The sequence below is a fragment of the Klebsiella sp. 28 genome (assembly GCF_018223905.1).
Classification (GTDB): domain Bacteria; phylum Pseudomonadota; class Gammaproteobacteria; order Enterobacterales; family Enterobacteriaceae; genus Klebsiella; species Klebsiella pneumoniae.
Window position 1 is genome coordinate 61,917 of record NZ_JAGRQY010000002.1, and the last position, 23,611, is coordinate 85,527.

21 protein-coding genes and 1 pseudogene are annotated in these 23,611 nt (G+C 59.9%); 13 read left to right on the top strand and 9 right to left on the bottom strand.

Annotated features, from left to right (window positions below):
* Positions 1-133 precede the first annotated feature (133 nt).
* Positions 134-907, bottom strand: a complete 774-nt coding sequence (ybfF, locus tag KHQ28_RS00415; RefSeq protein ID WP_004152229.1) for an esterase — start codon at positions 905-907, stop codon at positions 134-136.
* Positions 908-1,090: 183 nt separating this feature from the next.
* On the opposite strand from ybfF, the gene seqA reads away from it, so the two are divergent.
* From seqA to KHQ28_RS00430, 3 genes are read left to right on the top strand one after another with little or no spacing between them, the layout of a single operon-like run.
* On the top strand, positions 1,091-1,639 hold the full coding sequence (gene seqA, locus KHQ28_RS00420; RefSeq protein WP_002894771.1) for a replication initiation negative regulator SeqA: 549 nt from the start codon (positions 1,091-1,093) through the stop codon (positions 1,637-1,639).
* Between the two features lie 32 nt (positions 1,640-1,671).
* Entirely contained in the window at positions 1,672-3,312 is a 1,641-nt protein-coding gene (gene pgm, locus KHQ28_RS00425; RefSeq protein WP_160904661.1) for a phosphoglucomutase (alpha-D-glucose-1,6-bisphosphate-dependent), read from the top strand.
* Positions 3,313-3,366: 54 nt separating this feature from the next.
* Positions 3,367-3,804: a hypothetical protein gene (locus KHQ28_RS00430; RefSeq protein WP_004176864.1), complete on the top strand. Its 438-nt coding sequence runs from the start codon at positions 3,367-3,369 to the stop codon at positions 3,802-3,804.
* On the opposite strand, the gene kdpE is transcribed toward KHQ28_RS00430, so the two are convergent.
* Genes kdpE through kdpF form a run of 6 tightly spaced genes read right to left on the bottom strand, consistent with a single transcriptional unit; the run spans position 3,786 to position 11,571 of the window.
* The gene (gene kdpE, locus KHQ28_RS00435) at positions 3,786-4,463 is read right to left on the bottom strand and encodes a two-component system response regulator KdpE (protein ID WP_002894776.1); all 678 of its coding nucleotides are present in this window, start codon (positions 4,461-4,463) and stop codon (positions 3,786-3,788) included. The genes KHQ28_RS00430 and kdpE overlap by 19 nt on opposite strands.
* Positions 4,460-7,147 carry a two-component system sensor histidine kinase KdpD gene (kdpD, locus tag KHQ28_RS00440; protein WP_032419214.1) on the bottom strand — a complete coding sequence of 896 codons (2,688 nt, stop codon included), beginning with the start codon at positions 7,145-7,147 and terminating at the stop codon, positions 4,460-4,462. The genes kdpE and kdpD overlap by 4 nt, the downstream gene beginning before the upstream one ends.
* The gene (gene kdpC / locus KHQ28_RS00445) at positions 7,148-7,723 is read right to left on the bottom strand and encodes a potassium-transporting ATPase subunit KdpC (RefSeq protein ID WP_032419213.1); all 576 of its coding nucleotides are present in this window, start codon (positions 7,721-7,723) and stop codon (positions 7,148-7,150) included.
* 10 nt (positions 7,724-7,733) lie between these two features.
* On the bottom strand, positions 7,734-9,782 hold the full coding sequence (kdpB, locus tag KHQ28_RS00450) for a potassium-transporting ATPase subunit KdpB (RefSeq protein WP_004142246.1): 2,049 nt from the start codon (positions 9,780-9,782) through the stop codon (positions 7,734-7,736).
* A 20-nt stretch (positions 9,783-9,802) separates the two neighbouring features.
* Complete coding sequence (gene kdpA, locus KHQ28_RS00455) at positions 9,803-11,482, bottom strand: potassium-transporting ATPase subunit KdpA (RefSeq protein WP_032419212.1); 1,680 nt, start codon at positions 11,480-11,482, stop codon at positions 9,803-9,805.
* A complete protein-coding gene (gene kdpF / locus KHQ28_RS29540) occupies positions 11,482-11,571 on the bottom strand; it encodes a K(+)-transporting ATPase subunit F (protein WP_020323459.1) in 90 nt (29 codons plus the stop codon). The genes kdpA and kdpF overlap by 1 nt, the downstream gene beginning before the upstream one ends.
* Positions 11,572-11,877: 306 nt before the next feature.
* Between kdpF and KHQ28_RS00465 the strand changes: the two genes are divergently transcribed.
* Both KHQ28_RS00465 and phrB read left to right on the top strand, forming a co-directional pair.
* Complete coding sequence (locus KHQ28_RS00465; RefSeq protein ID WP_004142243.1) at positions 11,878-12,087, top strand: DUF2517 family protein; 210 nt, start codon at positions 11,878-11,880, stop codon at positions 12,085-12,087.
* Between the two features lie 183 nt (positions 12,088-12,270).
* On the top strand, positions 12,271-13,713 hold the full coding sequence (phrB, locus tag KHQ28_RS00470) for a deoxyribodipyrimidine photo-lyase (protein WP_004147610.1): 1,443 nt from the start codon (positions 12,271-12,273) through the stop codon (positions 13,711-13,713).
* On the opposite strand, the gene dtpD is transcribed toward phrB, so the two are convergent.
* The gene (dtpD, locus tag KHQ28_RS00475) at positions 13,685-15,163 is read right to left on the bottom strand and encodes a dipeptide permease DtpD (RefSeq protein WP_032419211.1); all 1,479 of its coding nucleotides are present in this window, start codon (positions 15,161-15,163) and stop codon (positions 13,685-13,687) included. The two genes, phrB and dtpD, sit on opposite strands and share 29 nt — an antisense overlap.
* Positions 15,164-15,430: 267 nt before the next feature.
* Here dtpD and KHQ28_RS00480 point away from each other — a divergent pair, with 267 nt between their 5' ends.
* From KHQ28_RS00480 to nei, 8 genes and pseudogenes are all read left to right on the top strand, one after another.
* On the top strand, positions 15,431-16,174 hold the full coding sequence (locus KHQ28_RS00480) for a type 2 GTP cyclohydrolase I (RefSeq protein WP_004176858.1): 744 nt from the start codon (positions 15,431-15,433) through the stop codon (positions 16,172-16,174).
* A 14-nt stretch (positions 16,175-16,188) separates the two neighbouring features.
* Positions 16,189-16,845, top strand: coding sequence for a 5-oxoprolinase subunit PxpB (gene pxpB, locus KHQ28_RS00485; protein WP_032419210.1), 657 nt, complete (start codon positions 16,189-16,191; stop codon positions 16,843-16,845).
* A pseudogene (locus KHQ28_RS00490) lies at positions 16,839-17,658 on the top strand (biotin-dependent carboxyltransferase family protein). The gene pxpB and the pseudogene KHQ28_RS00490 overlap by 7 nt, the downstream one beginning before the upstream one ends.
* Positions 17,648-18,391, top strand: a complete 744-nt coding sequence (gene pxpA / locus KHQ28_RS00495) for a 5-oxoprolinase subunit PxpA (protein WP_032419208.1) — start codon at positions 17,648-17,650, stop codon at positions 18,389-18,391. Before KHQ28_RS00490 ends, pxpA begins: the two are co-directional and overlap by 11 nt.
* A gap of 81 nt (positions 18,392-18,472) precedes the next feature.
* Positions 18,473-19,198 (top strand): DUF969 domain-containing protein, encoded by a 726-nt coding sequence (locus KHQ28_RS00500; RefSeq protein ID WP_002894928.1) that lies wholly within the window; start codon positions 18,473-18,475, stop codon positions 19,196-19,198.
* Positions 19,195-20,190 carry a DUF979 domain-containing protein gene (locus KHQ28_RS00505; RefSeq protein ID WP_032419207.1) on the top strand — a complete coding sequence of 332 codons (996 nt, stop codon included), beginning with the start codon at positions 19,195-19,197 and terminating at the stop codon, positions 20,188-20,190. Before KHQ28_RS00500 ends, KHQ28_RS00505 begins: the two co-directional genes overlap by 4 nt.
* Positions 20,191-20,199: 9 nt before the next feature.
* Positions 20,200-20,844, top strand: coding sequence for a pyroglutamyl-peptidase I (pcp, locus tag KHQ28_RS00510; protein ID WP_004183438.1), 645 nt, complete (start codon positions 20,200-20,202; stop codon positions 20,842-20,844).
* 15 nt (positions 20,845-20,859) lie between these two features.
* Positions 20,860-21,651: an endonuclease VIII gene (gene nei / locus KHQ28_RS00515; RefSeq protein ID WP_032419206.1), complete on the top strand. Its 792-nt coding sequence runs from the start codon at positions 20,860-20,862 to the stop codon at positions 21,649-21,651.
* Positions 21,652-21,741: 90 nt separating this feature from the next.
* Here the strand turns inward: nei and gltA are convergent, their stop codons facing one another.
* A complete protein-coding gene (gltA, locus tag KHQ28_RS00520; RefSeq protein ID WP_002894943.1) occupies positions 21,742-23,025 on the bottom strand; it encodes a citrate synthase in 1,284 nt (427 codons plus the stop codon).
* Positions 23,026-23,611: the final 586 nt, after the last annotated feature.

Sequence of the window (23,611 nt, forward strand, 5' to 3'; positions counted from 1 at the left end):
GATTCTGAGTGACTTCGGGGAAACAAGCTGCCGGGCTCTAGCCGGCGCAGATAGCGCGCCATCATACATCAGGCGAACGGCTGCGCCAACGACCGCGGGCATTCTGCGGCGCGGTCGGGCATATTTTAGCCAATCAGGCGGCGATGCTCGTCAGATAGCGGCGGATGGCGCGTAACACCGCCTCGGGTTTCTCGGCATGGACCCAGTGTCCGGCGCCGGCGATGACGTGGGCCCGGGCCTGCGGGAACTGGGCCAGCAGCGCGTCGCGGTAGGCGTCGGTCACATAGGGCGAGTTGCCGCCGGGAATAAACTGCGTCGGGTGCGGCCAGGCCGGGATGGTTTCCCAGCCGACGATATGCGGATACTGGTCCCACAGCACCGGCACGTTGAAGCGCCAGTCGCCGTCGACGAATGATTTCAGCAGGAACTGAATCACGCCTTCTTCCTGCAGGTGCTCGCGCATCACCTGCGCCGCCTGCTGGCGGGTGCTGGCGGCGGATTCGCTGACGGCGCGGATAGCGGCGAAGATCTCATCATGGCGGCGAACGTGATAATCCACCGGCGCGATATCGATCGCCACCAGACCGCTGATGCGTTCAGGCGCCAGGGCGGTAAGCGCCATTACCGCTTTCCCGCCCATCGAATGGCCGATAAAGGTGGCGCGCTCGATCTGGTGCGCGTCGAGCGTATCAAGCAGATCCTGCGCCATGGCGGGGTAGGTCATCTCTGGCGACCGCGGCGACAAACCGTGGTTGCGCATATCGACCTGCACAATATCATGGTCGGCGATCAGGTCGCGGGCGAGGATGCCCAGGTTGTCCAGGCTGCCAAACAGACCGTGGACCAGCACGATCGGGGAGTGGTTGTGCGGATTCTGTGCAGATTGCGCTCGGCTATTTAATTTCATGGCAAAGTTCTTTTTTTCGCTCCGTCGGGTTAGGGTATTATGTTGGACATTCTGCCATCCGGCTGCAAGACCCAGAAGTTTTCTGAGTTTTACCGCCATCCTGGTTTGACGCTATCCGCGGTTGGGATTTGTACTTATAATCCCAACGATTTGTATTCAGAAAAGATATCGCACTGGATTAAGATGAAAACAATTGAAGTTGATGATGAACTCTATCGCTATATTGCCAGCCACACTCTGCATATCGGCGAGAGCGCATCCGACATTTTACGGCGTATGCTAAAATTTTCCGCCGTTTCCCAACCGGCTACACCGGTCAGCAAAGCCGCTCCGACGCTGGCGCCAGCGCCTGTCGCTGAGGTGAAACCCGCTAACCCGGTGAAAGATAAAGTCCGCGCCATGCGCGAGATGCTGTTATCTGATGAATACGCCGAGCAGAAGCGCGCGGTGAACCGTTTTATGCTGGTGTTGACGACCCTCTACTCCCTGGACAGTAAAGCATTTGCCGAGGCCACCGAGTCTCTGCACGGCCGCACGCGCGTTTACTTCGCGGAAGATGCGCGTACGCTGCTGAAAAGCGGTAATCAGACCAAACCGAAACAGGTTCCTGGTACACCGTGGTGGGTGATCACCAATACCAATACCGGCCGTAAATGCAGCATGATTGAGCACATCATGCAGTCGATGCAGTTCCCTGCGGAGCTGATTGAAAAGGTTTGCGGCACGATCTAGCTTTTTAACATTTGCACCAGAAGGATCAGGCAATGGCAATCGATAAACGTGCGGGGCAGCCTGCGCAACAGAGTGATTTGATTAACGTCGCCCAACTGACTGCTCAGTACTACGTGCTGAAGCCTGAAGTCTGTAATGCGGAGCATGCGGTAAAATTCGGCACCTCTGGCCATCGCGGTAGCGCGGCGCGCCACAACTTCAACGAACCGCATATCCTGGCCATCGCCCAGGCCATTGCGGAAGATCGTGCGAAAAACGGGATCACCGGTCCGTGCTATGTCGGCAAAGATACCCACGCCCTCTCCGAGCCGGCATTTATTTCGGTGCTGGAAGTGTTAACCGCCAACGGCGTCGACGTGATCGTGCAGGAAAACAACGGCTTCACCCCGACGCCGGCGGTCTCCAACGCGATTCTGGTGCATAACAAAAAAGGCGGTCCGCTGGCGGACGGCATTGTGATCACCCCGTCACACAACCCGCCGGAAGATGGTGGTATCAAGTACAATCCGCCAAACGGCGGCCCGGCTGATACCAACGTCACCAAAGTGGTGGAAAACCGCGCCAACGAACTGCTGGCCGCGGGCCTGCAGGGCGTGAAACGCATTTCTCTGGACGCGGCGCTGGCTTCTGGCCACGTTAAAGAACAGGATCTGGTGCAGCCGTTCATTGAGGGGCTGGCGGATATCGTCGATATGGCCGCAATCCAGAAAGCCGGCCTGACGCTGGGCGTCGATCCGCTGGGCGGGTCCGGTATCGAATACTGGAAGCGCATTGGCGAGCACTACAAGCTCAATCTGACCATTGTTAACGATCAGGTGGATCAGACCTTCCGCTTTATGCACCTCGATAAAGACGGCGCCATCCGCATGGATTGCTCCTCAGAGTGTGCGATGGCTGGCCTGCTGGCGCTGCGCGATAAGTTCGATCTGGCGTTTGCTAACGACCCGGATTACGACCGCCACGGGATTGTGACCCCGGCGGGGTTGATGAACCCGAACCACTACCTGGCGGTAGCGATCAACTACCTGTTCCAGCATCGTCCGCAGTGGGGCAAAGAGGTGGCGGTGGGTAAAACGCTGGTCTCCTCCGCGATGATTGACCGCGTGGTGAACGATCTGGGCCGCAAGCTGGTGGAAGTGCCGGTGGGCTTTAAGTGGTTTGTCGACGGCCTGTTCGATGGCAGCTTCGGCTTCGGCGGCGAAGAGAGCGCCGGGGCCTCCTTCCTGCGCTTCGACGGCACGCCGTGGTCCACCGATAAAGACGGCATCATCATGTGCCTGCTGGCGGCGGAAATCACCGCGGTGACCGGGAAAAACCCGCAGGAGCATTACAACGAACTGGCGGAACGCTTCGGTGCGCCGAGCTATAACCGTCTGCAGGCTTCCGCGACCTCCGCGCAGAAAGCGGCGCTGTCCAAGCTCTCTCCGGAAATGGTCAGCGCTGACACCCTGGCGGGGGATCCGATCACTGCCCGTCTGACCGCGGCGCCGGGCAACGGGGCGGCGATTGGCGGCCTCAAGGTGATGACCGACAACGGCTGGTTCGCGGCGCGTCCGTCAGGCACCGAAGACGCCTACAAGATCTACTGCGAAAGCTTCCTCGGCGAAGAGCATCGCAAGCTGATTGAAAAAGAAGCGGTAGAGATTGTCAGCGAAGTGCTGAAGAACGCTTAACGACGCACTACCATCAGGCCCCTTGCGGGCCTGATTTTTTTCGCAAGGATAGCGATGAAAATACAACGGAAGTCTCTGTTTTTGTTCTGGGCGTGGATGGATCTCTTTTTCGTCCTGCAATTCTTATGGTGGAATATTGCCCACCGCCGCCTCCCTTTTTACGACGATCTGCTGGCTTATCTCCAGCTGCTGCACACCTGGGGCTCCGCGGCGGTCTGGCTGTACCCGCTGAATGTTCTGCTGATTATCAGCATCCCGCTATCGATGATCTTTTTTTTCCGCCAGAGCCGCTATGCGCTGTGGCTGGCCTGGGGGCAGGCGCCGCTCAGGCTGCTGTTTATGCAGCCTTCGCTATCGCTGGGCCTGTGGCTGATTCAGGCTGCCGGCGTCCGGCATTTAGCGATCCTGGCAGGCTTTCTGCTGCTCTCTGAAGGGCTGAAAATCGCCAGCCTCTGGTACTGCAGAGGCGGGATTCAGGGCATAAAGCGATAGCCAATCCCGGTTTCGGTCAGCAAATGCTGCGGCCGTGCCGGATCGGCCTCCAGCTTTTGTCGCAGATGACCCATATAGATCCGCAGATAGTGGCTGTGCTCCACGGCGTTAGGCCCCCACACCTGATTCAGCAGCTGGCGCTGGGTAAGCACTTTGCCGGGATTATTCAACAGCGCCGCCAGCAGGCGAAACTCGATAGGCGTCAGGTGGATCTCTTCGCTGCCGCGCAGGATGCGGCGGGCGGGGATATTGACCTCCAGGTCAGCGAAGCGCACCACCGGCTCATCGGCCTGCGCCGCGCCGTGGCGACGCAGCGCGACGCGCAGGCGGGCCTGCAGCTCGCCGATGCCAAAGGGTTTACTTAAGTAGTCATCGGCGCCGGCATCCAGGGCGGCAATTTTGTCATGCTCTTCGCTACGCGCTGACAGGACGATAATCGGCATCTGGCTCCACTGACGCAGGTCGCGAATAAAATCAATGCCGTCACCATCCGGCAGGCCGAGATCGAGGATCGCGAGGTCGGGCTTACGGGTGGCGGCTTCAATCAGCCCACGCTGCAGGGTTTCCGCTTCAAATACGCGCATGCCGTCGGCTTCCAGCGCGGTGCGCAGAAAGCGTCGGATAGCGTGTTCGTCTTCGATAATCAGAACGTTAATCACAATTCCTCAGGTAGCTCTTCCAGTTCAGGGGGCGTTTCTCCCGGCAGTGTAACACGGAATGAGGCGCCGCCCTCGGGCCGGTTGCTGGCGGAGATGGTCCCGCCGTGGACGTCGACGATGGCCTGACAGATGGCAAGGCCCAGCCCGACGCCAGGGATCGCCGACTCTTTGTTGCCGCGGGCGAATTTATCAAAGATAGTCTGTTCCTGGCCTGCCGGGATCCCAGGACCGTTATCCCATACTTCCAGCGACAGCTGCCGGGCGTCCGCCTCGGCGCGAATGCCGATGCTCGCCCGGGCGCCGGCATACTTATGGGCATTTTCCAGCAGGTTGATCAGCACCCGCTCGAACAGCGGCCCGTCGACATGCACCAGCTGGAGGGGATCGGGTAAATCCAGCTGAATATGCTGGCCGCCGAGGCTCGGTTCGAGCATACGCAGCGCGCTGCCGACCACTTCCTCCAGCGTCAGCCACTCCTTATGCAGATTAAAGCCGCCGGACTGGATCCGCGCCATATCCAACAGGTTGTTCACCAGCCGGGTGGTGTTGAGCACATGCTGGCGGATTTCGTTGGCCTGCGGGGCATGTTTTGAACCTTCGCTGGCCAGATCGAGGGTCAGAATTTCCGCCTGGCCAAACAGCACGGTTAGCGGAGTACGCAGATCGTGCGACAGGGCGGCGAGCAGCGAGTTACGCAGGCTTTCCCGCTCGCTGGTCAGACGGGCCTGCTCTTCGCTGGCGGTCAGGGTGAGGCGCTCCAGGGCGCTGGCCACCAGCAGGGTAAAGGTCTCCAGCAGCCGCTGCTGCTCCGGGATCATCAGTTGGCGCAGATTCTCCGGTTCCACCACCAGTAGTCCCCAGGTGCGGGCGGCGCTCTTCAGGGGCAAGATCTGATACGGCACGCCGGGCAGGGTATCGGTGCCGGCGCCGGCAGGTTGGGCCTTATCAAAGCTCCAGCGGGCGATGGCGTCATCCCATGGGGTCAGCCCTGGCTGGTGGGTTAAGGGCAGCAGTTTTCCCTGGGCGTCCGGGAGCAGCAGCTGGCTGCGGGCCTGAAAGGTGGAGGCGATAAACCGCTCGCTGGTGGTGGCGATATCCTGCTGGCTGCGACCCACCGCCAGCGCTTTAGACATCTCATACAGATGGCGGGTACGGCGTTCACGGTAGCGCGCCACCCGCGCCTGGTAGCGCACGCCGGCGGTGAGGTTACCGATAAGCAGGCCCACGGTGAGCATCACGCCGAAGGTGAGCAGATACTGGACATCCGACACCGCCAACGTCCCGCGCGGGGCGACAAAAAAGAGATCGAAGCTGATGACGTTGATCACCGTCGCCAGCACCGACGGCCAGCGGCCATAGACCAGGGCGATGAGCACCACCCCCAGCAGATAGAGCATCACCAGGTTGGCGGCTTCGAAGGCCATCAACCACTGCATGGCCACCAGGGTAATGATGGCGCATAGCGCCACCGCCACCCCGCAGCCCTGCAGCTGCAGGCGCCATTTCTCCAGCGCCGGACGGCTGTCGCTGGCGCGTGCGGCAAGGGGGAAGGGTTTCTCATCGAGGGCGATCACCACCAGATCGAGGTCCGGCGCATGGCGAGCCAGACGATCGGCGAAGCCGCTGCGATCCCACCAGCGGCGCTTGCTTTGGCGGCCAATGACGATTTTGCCGAGGTTATGTTCGCGGGCGTAATGGAGGACCGCTTTCTCTTCCGACGGGTCGGAGAGGGTGGCGGTTTCGGCCCCCAGCTCCTGGGCCAGACGCAGCGCGGCGAGAATAGCCCGCCGCCGGCCTTCCGGTAGCCGGTGCAGGGAAGGGGTCTCGACATACACCGCATGCCAGACGCTGCCCAGGCGGGCGGCGAGCCGGGCGGCGGCGCGCACCAGCTTTTCGCTGCCGGTGTTGTGCCCGATACAGAGCAGGATCGCATCGCGGGTGTGCCAGACTTTCTCCTGGCCCTGACGGTCGCGCCAGGCGCGCATCTGCTCATCGACGCGGTCGGCGGTGCGGCGCAGGGCCAGCTCGCGCAGCGCAATCAGATTGCCCTTGCGGAAAAAGTTTTCGATAGCGCGCTCGGCCTGGCCGCCGATGTAGACTTTGCCCTCATTGAGCCGCTGGCGCAGATCGTCAGGGGGGAGGTCCACCAGCACCACGTCGTCCGCGGCGTCAAAGAAGGGATCGGGAACCGTCTCCCGCACCTGCACGCCGGTGATCCCGCTGACGACGTCATTCAGGCTTTCCAGATGCTGGACGTTAACGGTAGTGAAAACATCTATCCCGGCCTCCAGCAGTTCATCCACATCCTGCCAGCGCTTTGGATGGCGGGAGCCTGGCGCATTGCTGTGCGCCAGCTCATCCACCAGAATCAGCGCCGGACGGCGGGCGAGGGCGGCGTCGAGATCGAACTCATAGACGTACCGCCCGCGATGGGCAAGCCGCCGCGGCGGCAGAGTGCTCAGGCCCTGCAGCATCGCGGCGGTCTCTTTACGGCCGTGGGTCTCCGCCACGCCAATCAGAATATCCAGCCCCTGGGCGCGCAGCCGCTGCGCTTCTGCCAGCATCGCCCAGGTTTTCCCCACCCCGGCGCAGGCGCCAAAGAACACTTTCAGTTTGCCGCGATGCGGGGCGGCGGTGTGCTGCAGCAGGCGGTCAGGGTCCGGGCGCAGCGGCTCGTCACTCATTTACTTATCCTTCAGGGCATCCAGCGCCATATTGAGTTGCAGTATATTGACCACCGGCTGGCCAAGGAAGCTCAGCAGCGGGGTTTGTGTGGCCTGATTCACCAACTGGGTTACCTGCTCAACGCTCAGCTGGCGCGCTTGAGCCACCCGGGGCACCTGCCACAGCGCGGCGGCCGGAGTCAGGTTGTTATCGAGACCGCTCGCCGAGGTGGTGACCAGTTCGACCGGCACCCGCGGGTCGGCGTCCGGGTTGGCGGCGCGCAGGGCCTGCACGCGCTCGCTCACCGCTTTATCCAGCGCCGGGTTGCTGGCGGCGAGGTTGCCGCCGCCAGAGGCCATGGGATTATCCGCCGTCTCCGCGGTGGCCGACGGGCGGCCCTGGAAATAGCCTGCGGCGGTGAAGTTCTGGCCAATCAGCGCCGAGCCGCGCACTTCACCGTTCAGGCGGATCAGCGAGCCGTTGGCCTGTGAGTTAAACCACCATTGTCCCAGGCTGGTGGTAAGCAGAGGATAGACGCCGCCGGTGAGCAGCGTTAACAGAATAAATAGCACAAGTGCCGGACGAATCAATGACATAGTTTGTTCCTCACACCAGACCGCTCAGGGTCAGCAGCAGGTCGATGGCTTTAATACCGATAAAGGGCACCAGCAGACCGCCGAGGCCGTAGATCCACAGGTTGCGGCGCAGCATCGCCGAGGCGGAGAGCGGGCGATAGCTGACGCCTTTCAGGGCCAGCGGGATCAGGAAGACGATGATCAGCGCGTTGAAGATAACGGCGCTGAGGATCGCCGATGAGGGCGAATGCAGGCCCATCACGTTCAGCATGGCCAGCTGAGGATAGACCGCGGCAAACGCCGCCGGAATAATGGCGAAATATTTCGCCACGTCGTTGGCAATACTGAAGGTGGTCAGCGAGCCGCGCGTCATTAACATCTGTTTGCCGATATGGACCACCTCGATCAGCTTGGTGGGGTTGGAATCCAGGTCGACCATGTTGCCAGCTTCCTTCGCCGCCTGGGTGCCGGAGTTCATGGCCACCGCCACGTCGGCCTGAGCCAGCGCGGGCGCGTCGTTGGTGCCGTCGCCGGTCATCGCCACCAGCCGACCTTCCGACTGGTACTGGCGGATCAGCGCCAGCTTGGCTTCCGGCGTCGCTTCGGCGAGGAAATCATCGACGCCGGCCTCGGCGGCGATCGCCGCGGCGGTCAGGCGGTTATCGCCGGTGATCATCACCGTTTTAATGCCCATTTTGCGCAGCTGGGCGAAACGTTCTTTGATGCCGCCTTTGACGATATCTTTGAGCGCAATAATCCCCAGCACCTTTTCGCCTTCGGCGACCACCAGCGGCGTGGCCCCCTGGCGAGCGACCTCTTCCACCTGCTTATCGACATCGACAGGGAAGTGGCCGCCGTTGGCCTCCACGTGGCGGCGAATGGCGTCCACCGACCCTTTGCGGATCATGCGCTGATCGATATTGATGCCGCTCATCCGCGTTTGCGCGGTAAAGGGGACAAAGGTGGCGTGCAGCGACTGCAGATCGCGTTCGCGCAGGTTAAAGCGCTGTTTCGCCAGCACCACGATGCTGCGCCCCTCAGGGGTTTCATCCGCCAGCGAGGAGAGCTGGGCGGCGTCGGCGAGGGTTCGCTCTTCCACGCCGCGCGCCGGCAGGAAGGCGGAAGCCTGGCGGTTGCCGAGGGTAATGGTCCCGGTTTTATCCAGCAGCAGGACATCGACGTCGCCAGCGGCTTCCACCGCGCGGCCGCTGGTGGCGATCACGTTGGCGCCGAGCATACGGCTCATCCCGGCGACGCCGATGGCCGACAGCAGCCCGCCGATGGTGGTCGGGATCAGGCACACCAGCAGGGCGACCAGTACGGTAACGCTGACCGCATTGCCGCTCCACGCCGAGAAGGGCCAGATGGTGGCGGTGGCCAGCAGGAACACCAGCGTCAGGGCGATCAGCAGGATCGTCAGGGCGATCTCGTTCGGCGTTTTACGGCGCTGGGCGCCTTCCACCATGGCGATCATCCGGTCGAGGAACGTTTCTCCCGGGTTCACGCTGCAGCGGATCACCAGCCAGTCGGAGAGAATGCGTGTCCCGCCGGTCACCGAGGCAAAATCGCCACCGGATTCACGGATCACCGGGGCAGACTCGCCGGTAATGGCGCTTTCGTCCACCGAGGCGCCGCCTTCGATGACTTCGCCATCGCAGGGGATAATATCCCCGGCTTCCACCAGCACCACGTCGCCTTTGCGCAGGTCTTCCGCCGGCACGTGGTCGACCGGTGCGTCATGCTGCGGGGCGCGCAGTTTGCGGGCGAAGGCCGTTTTTTTCACCCCTTTCAGGCTGTTGGCCTGGGCTTTGCTGCGGCCTTCCGCCATCGCTTCGGCAAAGTTGGCGAACAGCACGGTAAACCACAGCCAGATACTGACGGCGGCGGTAAAGGTGGCGCTACCGGTCAGGGCGCCGCCAGCCATGGCGATCGCCAGCAGGGTAGTTAACAGACTGCCCACCCAGACGATAAACATCACCGGATTGCGCCATTGCACCATCGGGCTGAGTTTTTTCACGGCATCCAGCAGCGCCTGGCGCACCAGCGTCGGCTCCAGCAGGGCTAATTGTTTGCGACTCATAACAGGGTGCTCCGCATCGCTCAAAGTAAGGAAAAGTGTTCAGCCAGCGGGCCAAGCGCCAGCGCAGGAATAAAGGTCAGGGCGCCCACCAGCAGCACGGTGCCGATCAGTAAACCGATAAACAGGGCGTCGTGAGTGGCCAGGGTGCCGGGGCTGGCCGGTTGAATTTTCTTCGCCACCAGCGAGCCGGCGATGGCCATCACCGGAATGATGACGGCGAAGCGGCCGACCAGCATGCAGAACGCCAGCAGCAGGTTCCAGAACGGCGTCGCCGCACCCAGGCCAGCGAAGGCGCTGCCGTTGTTATTGGCCGCCGAGGTGACGGCGTACAGCACTTCGCTAAAGCCGTGCGGTCCAGGGTTGAACATCCCGGCGCGGCCGGCGTCGGTCATCATCGCCAGCGCCGTGCCGAGCAGCACCAGCGTCGGGGTGACCAGAATGGCGAGGGCGATCATTTTCATTTCCCGGACATCGATTTTCTTCCCGAGGTACTCCGGGGTGCGGCCGACCATCAGCCCGGCGATAAATACCGCCAGCATAACGAACAGCAGCATGCCGTACAGGCCCGAGCCGACGCCGCCGAACACCACTTCGCCAATCTGCATCAGCCACATCGGCACCATGCCGCCCAGCGCGGTGAAGGAGTCATGCATGGCATTGACCGCGCCGCAGGAGGCGGCGGTGGTGATCACCGCGAACAGACTGCTGGCGAGAATACCGAAGCGACTCTCTTTACCTTCCATATTCAGGCTACTGTCAGCGCCCAGCGTCAGCATATGCGGATTGCCGCGGGTCTCCGCCCACATCACCACGGCGACGCAGAGGATAAAGATCAGCGTCATTGCCCACAGGATGGCGCGTCCCTGACGCCGATCGCTTACCACCTCGCCGAAGGCGAAGCACAGCGCCGCCGGGATCAGGAAGATCGCCAGCATCTGCACGAGATTGGTCAGCGCGGTCGGGTTTTCAAACGGATGGGCGGAGTTGGCATTGAAGAAACCGCCGCCGTTAGTGCCCAGCAGCTTAATCGCTTCCTGTGAGGCGACAGGCCCCATCGGCAGCAGCTGGTGCACCCCTTCGAGGGTGGTAAAGGGCTGGTAGGCCTGCAGATTCTGCGGCACGCCCTGCTGAATAAAGAACAGGGCCACCAGCAGAGAGAGCGGCAGCAGCAGCCACAGGGTAATGCGCGTCAGATCGACCCAGGCATTGCCGAGGGTCGACATTTTCTGCCGGGCGAAGGCGCGGGTCAGGGCGAAGACCACGGCGATGCCGGTGGCGGCGGAGAGGAAATTCTGCACCGTCAGGCCGACCATCTGGCTGAGATAACTCATGGTGCTTTCGCCGGCGTAAGCCTGCCAGTTGGTATTGCTGACAAAGCTGATCGCGGTATTGAGCGCCAGATCCCATGACAGCCCCGGCAGGTGCTGCGGGTTAAACGGCAGCACGCCCTGGAGCATCAGCAGGGCAAACAGCGCCAGGCCGCCGAGGGCGTTAAACAGCAGGAGCGCCAGCAAATACTGCAGCCAGCCCATCTCTTCGGCGCGGATCCCGGCCACGCGCCACAGGACGCGCTCGACGCCGGCCAGGCCGGGAAGCGGGATATCGTTCACCATTCTTGCCAGACACATCCCCAGCGGGCGCGCCAGCACCAGCAATACCAGCAGATAGCTGGCTAATAATAAAAATCCCTGGGCAGCCATCAGAATGCCTCCGCATGTATCAAGGCATAAACCAGATAAGCCAGTAACAGGAACACCAGCCCAACGCCAGTGAGTACGCCTGCAGTCACAATCCACCTCCGGGTGTGTTTTCGATTTACCTGGAGGATAGAAATTACGGCGCAAAGATTTCGCAAAAATCCGCGGGTGCGGTGTAAAAAAAGTATAAAAATGACAAAGGCACAAATTAACTGATGGTTAGTATTAATTTAACTTTTTCGTAACTAATTTACGTGGCGAATGTAAATTAAGTATAAATACGTGCTTTTTAGTGGTCGGATGAGTAGTAAAATTACAAGCAGAGCGGTATTATTTTGCTCAGACAAACATGATTAATTTTACCGGCGCTGCTTGCCGGCCTGACAAAGGGGAGAGAAATGATGGCGTTGTACAAAGCTTATCCTGCTCATATTATTTTGCTGCGTCGTGCTTTCGCCGTCGTGGCTGGCGTCGCGGCGCTGCCGGTGATGCTGTTCTGGAAAGATCGCGCCCGCTACTACAGCTGGCTGCACCGGGTGTGGTCGAAAACCAGCGAGCAGCCGGTGTGGATGGCGCAGGCGGAGAAAGCCGCTCACGATTTCTATTAATCCTCCTGCTGCGAAGAAAATAACAAGACCGCCGGGTTGCCCCGGCGGTTTTTTTTCGCCGCTTGTCTACACTCGTTTTTATGCGCCGCCTTGGAATTGGCAGGTGCGTATTTTGCCGGAGCGCGCTATTTTTGCCGGCTTAGATCATAAGATGATTATTGCTGACGGATAATAAGGAGTGATATGGCCACCCATCTGGTCTGGTTACGCACGGATTTACGCATTCACGATAACCTGGCGCTGGCTGCCGCCTGCCGCGATCCGCAGGCGCAGGTGCTGGCGCTGTATATCGCCACCCCGGGGCAGTGGCGTGAACATCACCTGGCGCCACGGCAGGCCGCTTTTATCGCCAGCCATTTACAGAGTCTGCATGCCGCGCTGGCGGAACGGGGCATACCGCTGTGGGTAGAAGAGGCGGACGATTTTACCGCCAGCGTCGAACGGCTGGCCGATTTTTGCCAGCAGCATCAGGTCAGTCACCTGTTCTACAACTATCAGTACGAATTCAATGAACGCCAGCGCGATGCCGCCGTTGAGAACACCTTGCGCGACGTGATTTGCCAGGGCTTTGACGACAGCGTCCTGTTGCCGCCCGGCAGCGTACTGACCGGTGGCGGCGAAATGTATAAAGTCTTCACCCCGTTTAAAAATGCGTTTATTCGCCGTCTGCGGGACGGACTGCCGGCGTGCGTGGCGGCCCCGAAGCCGCGCCAGGCGCCTGCCTGCCAGGCGCCGCCGCTGCCTGAGCTTAACTACCCGCAAACGCCGTTCGACGGGCTGCTGTTTGCCGCGGATGAAAAAACGGCGCTGGCGCGTCTGCGCGCGTTTTGTCAGCAAGCGGCGGCGGATTACGAGGGGCAGCGCGACTTCCCGGCCGTGGAAGGGACCAGTCGCCTGTCGCCCTGCCTGGCCATCGGCGTGCTGTCCCCCCGCCAGTGCCTGCATCGTCTGCTGACGGAACATCCCGCCGCGCTGGACGGCGGAGCCGGCGCCACCTGGCTTAATGAGCTGATCTGGCGCGAGTTTTATCGCCATCTGATGGTCTACTATCCGAAGCTCTGTAAAGGACGGCCATTTACTGCCTGGACAGATAAGGTCGCCTGGCGCGCAGAGGAGGCCGCCCTACAGGCCTGGCAGCGCGGGGAGACCGGTTTTCCAATTGTTGATGCCGCCATGCGCCAGCTTAACGCCACCGGCTGGATGCATAACCGGTTGCGCATGATTGTCGCCAGCTTCCTGACCAAAGATTTGCGCCTCGACTGGCGGGCGGGCGAGCGCTATTTCATGAGCCAGCTGATTGATGGCGACCTGGCGGCGAATAACGGCGGCTGGCAGTGGGCGGCTTCAACGGGCACCGACGCCGCGCCCTATTTCCGCATATTTAATCCCACCACCCAGGGCGAAAAGTTTGATAAACAGGGGGTGTTTATACGTCGCTGGCTGCCGGAGCTGGCAAAGGTGCCGGAGAAGGCCCTGCATCAGCCGTGGGCGTGGGCGGATAAACAAGGGATCACGCTGGATTATTCGCGCCCGATAGTTGATCACAAGCAGGCGCGGCAGGAGACGCTGGCGGCCTGGGAGGCCGCCAGAAAAGGAATTACTCCACCGCCAGACGGCGGGTCCTGACTTTCAGCGAATGATACAGCCAGATGACCAGCACCACGCCGACGCAGGCCAGCGCGCCCCAGGTGATCTGGCTGAAGACGGTAATGTAGGCGTCAATGGAGTAGTTCACCGCTCCGGCGGCGTCGAATGACGCCTGCGAGGTCTGGTCGGCGATAACGCCGGCCAGATAGTTGGCGATGGCCCCTGAGAGCAGCATATAGATACCGGTCAGCACCCCAGTGACACCTGGGATCTCAATGCGGGTGATCTGCGACATGGCGACCGGGTCGATAAACAGTTCGGCAAAGCCCATCACCGCCAGACCCAGCACCATCAGCGGCATGGACGACTGGCCATAGGCCGCCGACCAGCGGGCGCTGAGGGTCAAAATGCAGAACCCGGCGCTCATCAGGCCCAGACCGAGGGCAAATTTCCCCCAGATGCGCACGGTGCGATTGCCGTTCACGCTCTCTTTCACCAGCCACGCCAGCACCATGCCGCAGAGCATCACCGCGAAGGCGTTGATTGACTGGAACATAGCGGTAGGGACTTCGTAGCTCATGATATGGCGGTTAACGAAGCGGTCAATATACAGGCTGATGGAGCTCCCGCCCTGTTGGGCGAAGGCCCAGAACAGCAGGCTGAAAGCGGTCAGGACGACGATCAGGCGCAGATCCTTGCGCTGTTTATCGGTTTCGGCGCGCAGGTAGATCCGCGCCAGTACCGCGAGGCCAATGGCCGTGGCCACGATCAGGGCATACACCGACCACTCCTGCCAGAACAGTACCGCAATCAGCAGCGGGGCGGTAACCAGCAATACCAGCAGCCAGCCCCAGTTCGGCAACAGGAAGCGGCGCGCGCACAGCGCCTGGCGGTTGACGCCGGCGGTATGCTGGAAATGACGGTTGCCGCAGAGGAAAATCACCAGCCCCGCGACCATGCCGATGGCCGCCAGGGCAAAGCCCATCGCCCAGCTATACTCCTCCTGTACGTAGCCGCAGGCGATCGGCGCGATAATCGAGCCGATATTGCCGGCGGCATACATCAGCGAAAAGCCGCCATCGCGACGCGGATCGGCGGGTTCGTACAGCTCGCCCAGCAGACAGCTGACGTTGGATTTAAACAACCCGTAGCCGCAGACGATGATCGCCAGCGACAGGTACAGGAAAAGCGGAGCGGTTTCGCTGGCCCCGAGCACCAGATGGCCAATGGCCATCAGCAGCACGCCGAGCATGACCGCCATCCGGTTGCCTAACAGCTTATCGGCCAGATAGCCGCCGAGGATCGGCGTCACATAGACCAGCGAACAGTAGGCGCTGAACAGGGCGTAGGCATGGTTATCGTCATATTTGAGCTGATTGGTGAGATAGAGGATCAGCAGGGCGCGCATGCCGTAAAAGCTAAAATACTCCCAGATTTGCAGCGCCACGACGTAGTAGATCGCCCGCGGCTGCGATGATGTTGTCTGCATATGAAGTGTGTTTCCTGGCGTAAAGCGAAAGTCGATCGTTCTGCATGAATAGCGATTTATCAGTCATATTCATGGCTTGAGGGGCTTTCTGATTATTTAATATGCTTTATTAGTGCATAAATATACACTAATGCGCGGCGGGATGAATAGACAAATTGCGGGATTCGTTAAAAAGTCATGGTCAGTGACGGTAGCGGACTATCGACGACCCGAATGGATATGGTTATGTTATGCCTTTGTATAACCTGATTATCTGCTGGAGTGGCGATGAAAAATAGCGAACTGGAACAACTGATCAACGACAAGCTCAATAGTGCGGCCATCAGTGACTTCGCCCCTAACGGTCTGCAGGTGGAAGGACGCGAAACGGTGCACAAGATCGTCACCGGAGTGACGGCCTGCCAGGCGCTGCTGGATGAGGCCGTCCGTCTGCAGGCGGATGCGGTGATTGTTCATCACGGCTATTTCTGGAAAAACGAATCGCCAGTGATCCGCGGCATGAAGCGCCGTCGCCTGAAAACCCTGCTGGCCAACGATATCAATCTCTACGGTTGGCACCTGCCGCTGGATGCCCATCCGGAGCTGGGCAATAACGCGCAGCTGGCGCATCTGCTGGGGATTAACGTGCTCGGCGAAATCGAACCGCTGGTGCCGTGGGGCGAGCTGTCGATGCCGGTTTCCGGCCTCGAACTGGCCTCGTGGATCGAAGCGCGACTGGGGCGCAAGCCGCTGTGGTGCGGCGATACCGGGCCGGACACCGTCAGCCGCGTCGCCTGGTGTACCGGCGGCGGCCAGAGCTTTATCGACGCCGCGGCGCGCTTTGGCGTGGACGCCTTTATCACCGGCGAAGTGTCGGAACAAACTATTCACTCTGCCCGCGAGCAGGGCCTGCATTTTTATGCCGCCGGCCACCACGCCACCGAGCGGGGCGGCATTCGCGCCCTCAGCGAATGGCTGACGGAAACGACCGATCTGGATGTTACCTTTATTGATATTCCTAACCCTGCCTGACGGGAGAGAAGAAAGTGCAGCGAGCGCGTTGTTATCTGTTAGGTGAAACGGCGGTGGTCCTGGAGCTTGAGCCTCCGGTGACCCTGGAGAGCCAAAAACGTATCTGGGGCCTGACGCAGCGGTTGACCGATCGCGAAGAGGTGGTTGAAGTGATCCCGGGGATGAACAACATCACCGTTGTGCTGCGTCATCCGCAGGAGATGGCGTGGGAGGCGATTGACAAGCTGCAGCGCTGGTGGGAAGAGAGCGATGCGCTGGAGCCGGAATCCCGTGAGATAAGTATCCCGGTTATCTACGGCGGCGAGGCGGGACCAGATCTTGGCGACGTCGCGCGCCATAGCGGTTTGAGCGAAAAGCAGGTGGTCGAACTGCACTCTTCGGTGGAGTATATGGTGTGGTTTCTGGGTTTCCAGCCGGGGTTTCCGTATTTTGGCGGCCTGCCGGAGCAGCTGGCGATGCCGCGTCGCGCCGAGCCGCGCGTACTGGTTCCGGCGGGATCCGTCGGTATCGGCGGATCGCAAACCGGTATTTATCCGCTGGCGACGCCGGGCGGCTGGCAGCTGCTGGGGCGCACGCCGCTGGCATTATTCGATCCAAACCGTGAAGAGCCGGTGCTGCTGCGTTCCGGCGATCGCGTGCGCTTTGTGCCGCAGAAGGAGGGGGTATGTTGAAATTTATCCGCGCCGGCATGTATACCTCGGTACAGGATGGCGGCCGGGAAGGCCAGCGCCAGTGGGGGATTAGCCGCTGCGGCGCGCTGGATAAACCGGCGATGACCATTGCCAATCTGCTGGTGGGCAATGCGCCGGAGGCGGCGGCGCTGGAAATTACGCTGGGTCAGATCGATGTGCAGTTCACCCGCCACTGCTGGTTCGCGTTGACCGGCGCCGCCTGTGAAGCGACGCTCGACGGCGCGCCGGTCTGGTTGGGCTGGCGAATGGAGGCGAAGGCCGGGCAGCGGCTGGTGCTGAAAAATCCTCAGCATGGGATCCGCAGCTATCTGGCGGTCGCTGGCGGTATTGATGTCCCTGAAGTTTTAGGTTCCCGCTCTACCGATCTGAAAGNNTATTATTCGCGCGCTGCCGGGGCCGGAGTATCACGAATTCGACAGCGTGTCGCAGGAGTCTTTCTGGCGCTCGCCGTGGAAGCTGAGTCCGCAAAGCAACCGTATGGGCTACCGCCTGCAGGGGCAGCCGCTCAGGCGCACAACCGACCGGGAAATGCTCTCTCATGGCCTGCTGCCCGGCGTGGTACAGGTACCGCATAACGGCCAGCCGATTGTGTTGATGAACGATGCGCAAACCACCGGCGGCTATCCGCGTATAGCCTGCATTATTGAAGCCGATATGTACCAACTGGCGCAAATTCCGCTAGGTCAGCCGATCCATTTCGCCCCCTGTTCGCTGGATGAAGCGCTAAAAGCGCGCGCCGACCAGCAGCGCTACCTTGAACAACTGGCCTGGAGATTAAGCGATGAAAATTGATTTAAATGCCGACCTCGGCGAAGGCTGCGCCAGCGATAGCGCGCTGCTGCAGCTGGTCTCTTCCGCCAATATCGCCTGCGGCTTTCACGCCGGCGATGCGGTTCTCATGCAGCAATGCGTGCGCGAGGCGCTGAAAAAAGGCGTCGCTATTGGCGCACACCCGAGCTTCCCGGACCGGGAAAATTTCGGTCGAACCGCGATGCAGTTACCGCCAGAGACGGTCTACGCCCAGGTGCTGTATCAAATTGGCGCGCTGGCGGCAATCGTACACGCCCAGGGGGGCGAGCTGCGGCACGTCAAACCGCATGGCATGTTGTACAACCAGGCGGCGAAAGAGCCGCCTTTGGCCGACGCTATCGCCCGTGCGGTGCGCGATGCCGACGCCGACCTGGTGCTGGTTGGGCTGGCGGGCAGCGAGCTTATCCGCGCCGGACAGCATTATCAGTTGACGACGCGCCAGGAAGTCTTCGCCGATCGCGGCTATCAGGCCGACGGCAGCCTGGTGCCGCGTAGCCAACCGGGCGCGCTGATTGAGAGCGAAGAGCAGGCGCTGGCGCAAACGCTGGAAATGGTGCAGCACAATCGGGTGCGCAGCCTGAGCGGCGAATGGGCGCATGTTAAGGCGGAAACGGTCTGCCTGCATGGCGATGGCGCTCACGCGCTCGATTTCGCCCGACGCTTGCGCGCCGCGTTTGCCGGGCGGAATATCGACGTCAGCGCGGACCTCGAGTAATAGTCCGCCTAAGTTATTAATAATAATTAAATCAAATAATTAACAACACTCACAATACTCACAACTGAACAGGACGTTATTATGCAAGAGGCGATATCCCTCTGGCCGCTAATCGGCATTGCCGTGATTGTGGTCGGTTTTGTATTACGCTTTAACCCGGTGCTGGTGGTGATTATCTCCGGGATCGTCACCGGCGTGGCGGCGCATATGCCAATAGCCACTATTCTGGAGAAACTGGGCGAGGGCTTCCTGAATACCCGTAATCTGCCGTTTATTCTGCTGCTGCCGCTGGCGGTGATCGGGCTGCTGGAGCGCCATGGTCTGAAAGAGCGGGCGCAGGCGTGGATCGCGAAGATCCATAGCGCGACCGCCGGACGTCTGCTGATCGTCTATCTGTTTGTGCGCGAAGCCACCGCCGCTCTGGGGTTGACCAGCCTCGGCGGACATCCGCAAATGGTGCGCCCGCTGCTGGCGCCGATGGCGGAGGGGGCGGCGGAAAAGCGCTTTGGCCCGCTGCCGGGCAATGTACGCTACCGCCTGCGCGCGATGTCGGCGGCGACCGATAACGTCGGGCTGTTCTTCGGCGAAGATATTTTTGTCGCCTTCGGCGCGATCATCTTCATGCACAACTTTATGCTGGAGTCGGGTGGGATCCAGACGGAACCGTTGCATATTGCCCTGTGGGGGATCCCGACGGCGATCTGCGCCTTTCTGATCCACGCCGCGCGCCTGTGGCGACTCGATCGCCATCTCCAGCGCGAGCTGGACCGGATAAACGCCGGACAGGCGAAAGGCGGTGCGGCATGAATTTCCAGCAAACCTATTTATACTGGCTGGCCAGCGCGGTACTGCTGGTCGTGGCTATCATGTCCTGGCGCGACAAAAGCAATCCGCGGCGTCTGACAACCGGTCTGTTCTGGGGCCTGTACGGGCTGGTGTTCTTGCTCGGCGACTGGACATATCAACTGGTGGGCGATAAGCGTACGGTGAATATCGCTGTCGGCGGGGTGGTGGTCGTCCTGGCGCTGATCGCCGGTTTTGGCGGCGTGCGCCTCGGCAGCTACCATCAGCGTACCCAGGAAGAGAAAACCACCAGCGCGAAACGCCTCGGCAACAAACTTTTCTTTCCGGCGCTGGCGATTCCGGTCGTCACCGTCATTGGCGTACTGCTGTTTAACAATCTGCCCTCATGGCAGGTGGCGCTCTTCGGGCCGGGCAACCACGCGACGCTGATTACTCTGTTCTCGATGACTGTCGGTACGCTGATTGGCCTGGCGATGGCGATTCGTATGACGCATGAAACGGTGGCGCAGCCAATGCAGGAAGCGCGCCGTTTGCTTGATTCCGTCGGCTGGGCCTTTATCCTGCCGCAAATCCTCGCGGTGCTGGGGCTGCTGTTTACCGCAGCGGGCGTCGGAACCAGCATTTCATGGCTGACCGAGCACTATCTGGCGGTCGATAACCGCTTTATCGCCGTGGCTGTGTATACCATCGGCATGGCGGTGCTGACAATGGTGATGGGCAACGCCTTTGCCGCTTTCCCGATTGTGACCGCCGGAGTTGGCATTCCGATTTTAGTCCTGCAGCACGGCGGCAATCCGGCGGTAATGGCGGCGATTGGTATGTTTTCCGGCTACTGCGGCACGCTGATGACGCCGATGGCGGCGAACTTCAATATTGTCCCGGCGGCGCTGCTGGAACTGCCGGATAAAAACGCGGTGATTAAAGCCCAGATACCGACCGGTATCCTGTTGCTTATCGTCAATGTATTCTTACTCTATTTCCTGATGTTCCTGTAAGGAGGGATGATGGCTGGCGTATTGATTACCGGTTTTGAGCCGTTCGGCGGCGAAACGGTTAATCCTTCATGGGAAGTGGTTAAGCAGCTGGATGGCATGATTATTCGCGGACAGCAGGTGGTGGCTAAACAGTTACCCTGCGTATTCGGCGAAGCGCTGACGGTGCTGAAGGCGGCGCTGGAAACCTATCAACCGCGGCTGACGATTGCCGTCGGACAGGCCGGCGGCCGTGTCGATATCACCGTCGAACGTGTAGCGATCAATGTCGATGATGCGCGGATCCCCGACAATAAAGGCCAGCAACCGATCGACGAGCCGATCGTCGCTAATGGCCCTGCGGCCTGCTTCAGTACGCTACCGATCAAAGCGATCGTCAGCGCGCTGCGCCAGCAGGGGATCCCGGCCTCGGTGTCGCAAACCGCGGGCACCTTCGTCTGCAATCACGTGATGTATGGTTTGCTGCATCAGCTGCAGGGAAAAAGCGGGCAGAAGGGCGGTTTTATCCATATTCCTTATCTGCCTGAACAGGCGGCGGCCCACCCGGGGCAGGCGAGTATGTCGGTCGCGACGGTACGCGCGGCGCTGGAAACGGCGATTGCCGTCGCCCTTGAACAGGATGACGATGTCAAAATTGGCGGCGGCGCCACCCATTAACAGAAGGATGACAGTATGCCGGAAGGTCCGGAGATCCGCCGTGCGGCGGATAAACTGGAGGCGGCAATCAAAGGCGAACCCTTAACCAACGTTTGGTTCGCCTTTCCTCAGTTGCAACCCTATCAAACTCAGCTAATTGGTCAGCGGGTGACCCATATCGCCACCCGCGGTAAGGCCCTGTTAACCCAATTCTCCGGCGGATTGACCCTGTATAGCCATAACCAGCTGTACGGCGTCTGGCGTGTGGTGGATGCCGGCGTTGAGCCGCAATCGAACCGCGTACTGCGCGTCAGGCTGCAGACCGCCAGCAAGGCGATTTTGCTCTACAGCGCGTCGGACATTGATATCCTCACGGCGGAGCAGGTTGCCAACCATCCGTTCTTGCTGCGCGTCGGACCGGACGTGCTGGACATGACGTTAACCGCGGAGCAGGTGAAAGCGCGGCTGCTGTCGGCCAAATTCCGCAATCGTCAGTTTTCCGGCCTGCTGCTGGATCAGGCTTTTCTTGCCGGGCTCGGAAACTATCTGCGGGTGGAAATTCTCTGGCAGGTGGGATTAAGCGGGAAGCGTAAAGCCGCTGAACTGAGCGACAGTCAGCTGGATGCGCTGGCGCACGCGCTGCTCGATATCCCGCGGCTGTCCTATCGTACTCGCGGTCTGGTGGATGACAACAAGCATCATGGCGCGCTGTTTCGCTTTAAGGTCTTCCATCGCGATGGGGAAAGGTGCGAACGCTGTGGGGGAATCATTGAGAAGACGACGCTCTCCTCGCGGCCATTTTACTGGTGTCCAGGATGCCAGCATTAAGCCGGCTGGCGGGCGATTTCAGCATGAAGCGCGTTATCAGGCATAAAAAAACGCGCCAGCAGGCGCGTTTTTATGATCCGGACAGTGAGATTAACGCTTAATGTCGGACTGGAAATCGCGTTTGGCGTAGCCGGTATACAGCTGACGCGGACGGGCGATCTTCATGCCATCGCTGTGCATTTCGTTCCAGTGCGCAATCCAGCCCACGGTACGCGCCATGGCGAAGATAACGGTAAACATGGAGGACGGAATACCCATCGCTTTCAGGATGATACCGGAGTAGAAGTCGACGTTCGGATACAGTTTCTTCTCGATGAAGTACGGGTCGTTCAGCGCGATATGCTCCAGCTCCATGGCCACCTGCAGCAGGTCGTCTTTGGTGCCCAGCTCTTTCAGCACTTCATGGCAGGTTTCACGCATCACGGTGGCGCGCGGATCGTAGTTTTTGTAAACACGATGGCCGAAGCCCATCAGGCGGAAAGAGTCATTCTTGTCTTTCGCACGACGAACAAATTCCGGAATGTGCTCAACGGAGCTGATCTCTTCCAGCATTTTCAGCGCCGCTTCGTTGGCGCCACCGTGTGCCGGTCCCCACAGCGAGGCGATGCCCGCAGCGATACAGGCGAACGGGTTAGCGCCGGAGGAGCCCGCGGTACGTACCGTGGAGGTCGACGCGTTCTGCTCGTGATCGGCGTGCAGGATCAGAATACGATCCATCGCGCGCTCCAGCACCGGATTGACTTCATACTCTTCGCACGGTGTCGCAAACATCATGCGCAGGAAGTTGCCGGCGTAGGAGAGGTCGTTGCGCGGATAAACAAACGGCTGGCCGATAGAATACTTGTAACACATGGCTGCCATGGTTGGCATTTTGGACAGCAGACGGTAGGCGGCAATCTCGCGGTGACGCGGGTTATTCACGTCGAGGGAATCATGATAGAACGCCGCCAGCGCGCCAGTGATCCCGCACATCACCGCCATCGGGTGGGAATCGCGACGGAACGCGTGGAACAGACGGGTGATCTGCTCATGAATCATGGTGTGGCGGGTGACGGTAGTTTTGAATTCGTCATATTCGGCCTGGGTCGGCTTTTCGCCGTACAGCAGGATATAACAGACTTCAAGATAATTAGATTCGGTCGCTAACTGGTCGATCGGGAAGCCGCGGTGCAGCAGGATCCCCTCGTCACCATCGATAAACGTAATTTTAGATTCACAAGAAGCCGTTGATGTGAAACCTGGGTCAAAGGTAAATACGCCTTTTGAACCAAGACTACGAATATCAATAACATCCTGACCGAGCGTGCCTTTTAGCACATCCAGTTCAATAGCAGTGTCACCACCCAGGGTGATTTTTGCTTTAGCATCAGACATTTATGGTCTCCTTAGCGCCTTTATTGCTTAAGACTGCCGGGTGGTGGATTTGCTTTCGGCCCGCGCCTGCATACGTTACCAGTTTGTTATGTTGCACACAGCTCTGCGTCAGCGAAAAGGGCAGGGTACAGAGCAACGGCGCTTGATGGCACGTCCTTCAGGGCTGCGGTGAAACAACAGCAAATCAGCGTTTTAGCAGTCCGAATATTAAAACCTATATACCACTAATAACTGTCCTGATTACATCGGTCAATACTGACACACTGTTACATAACTTATTCTCAGGTGAAAGAGTGACCCCATAACTTTTGAGCATTATTGCATTTAACTGGTAATGGTTGTAACAAGAATGTTTAATATTTGTCAAATCAGGTGATTAAAAATTAAAAAAATGTTGGTATCGTGACCTTGATCACTGTTCCGGAGAAAACCCAACAAACTATATGTAGGTTAATTGTAATGATTTTGTGAACGGCCTATACTGCGGCCAGGTCTCCGGAACACCCTGCAATCCCGAGCCACCCAGCGTTGTTTAGTGATGTTTTAATGCCTGAAAAGACGTTTTAACATGACTTCTGGTTATAGA

Coding starts and splice junctions, on each gene's coding strand:
- gltA (WP_002894943.1), bottom strand. CDS start 23,025: ATGTCTGATGCTAAAGCAAAAATCACCCTGGGTGGTGACACTGCTATT.
- kdpC (WP_032419213.1), bottom strand. CDS start 7,723: ATGTCATTGATTCGTCCGGCACTTGTGCTATTTATTCTGTTAACGCTG.
- nei (WP_032419206.1), top strand. CDS start 20,860: ATGCCGGAAGGTCCGGAGATCCGCCGTGCGGCGGATAAACTGGAGGCG.
- pcp (WP_004183438.1), top strand. CDS start 20,200: ATGGCTGGCGTATTGATTACCGGTTTTGAGCCGTTCGGCGGCGAAACG.
- kdpB (WP_004142246.1), bottom strand. CDS start 9,782: ATGAGTCGCAAACAATTAGCCCTGCTGGAGCCGACGCTGGTGCGCCAG.
- kdpA (WP_032419212.1), bottom strand. CDS start 11,482: ATGGCTGCCCAGGGATTTTTATTATTAGCCAGCTATCTGCTGGTATTG.
- kdpD (WP_032419214.1), bottom strand. CDS start 7,147: ATGAGTGACGAGCCGCTGCGCCCGGACCCTGACCGCCTGCTGCAGCAC.
- KHQ28_RS00465 (WP_004142243.1), top strand. CDS start 11,878: ATGATGGCGTTGTACAAAGCTTATCCTGCTCATATTATTTTGCTGCGT.
- KHQ28_RS00430 (WP_004176864.1), top strand. CDS start 3,367: ATGAAAATACAACGGAAGTCTCTGTTTTTGTTCTGGGCGTGGATGGAT.
- pxpA (WP_032419208.1), top strand. CDS start 17,648: ATGAAAATTGATTTAAATGCCGACCTCGGCGAAGGCTGCGCCAGCGAT.
- KHQ28_RS00500 (WP_002894928.1), top strand. CDS start 18,473: ATGCAAGAGGCGATATCCCTCTGGCCGCTAATCGGCATTGCCGTGATT.
- pgm (WP_160904661.1), top strand. CDS start 1,672: ATGGCAATCGATAAACGTGCGGGGCAGCCTGCGCAACAGAGTGATTTG.
- ybfF (WP_004152229.1), bottom strand. CDS start 907: ATGAAATTAAATAGCCGAGCGCAATCTGCACAGAATCCGCACAACCAC.
- KHQ28_RS00505 (WP_032419207.1), top strand. CDS start 19,195: ATGAATTTCCAGCAAACCTATTTATACTGGCTGGCCAGCGCGGTACTG.
- dtpD (WP_032419211.1), bottom strand. CDS start 15,163: ATGCAGACAACATCATCGCAGCCGCGGGCGATCTACTACGTCGTGGCG.
- KHQ28_RS00480 (WP_004176858.1), top strand. CDS start 15,431: ATGAAAAATAGCGAACTGGAACAACTGATCAACGACAAGCTCAATAGT.
- seqA (WP_002894771.1), top strand. CDS start 1,091: ATGAAAACAATTGAAGTTGATGATGAACTCTATCGCTATATTGCCAGC.
- phrB (WP_004147610.1), top strand. CDS start 12,271: ATGGCCACCCATCTGGTCTGGTTACGCACGGATTTACGCATTCACGAT.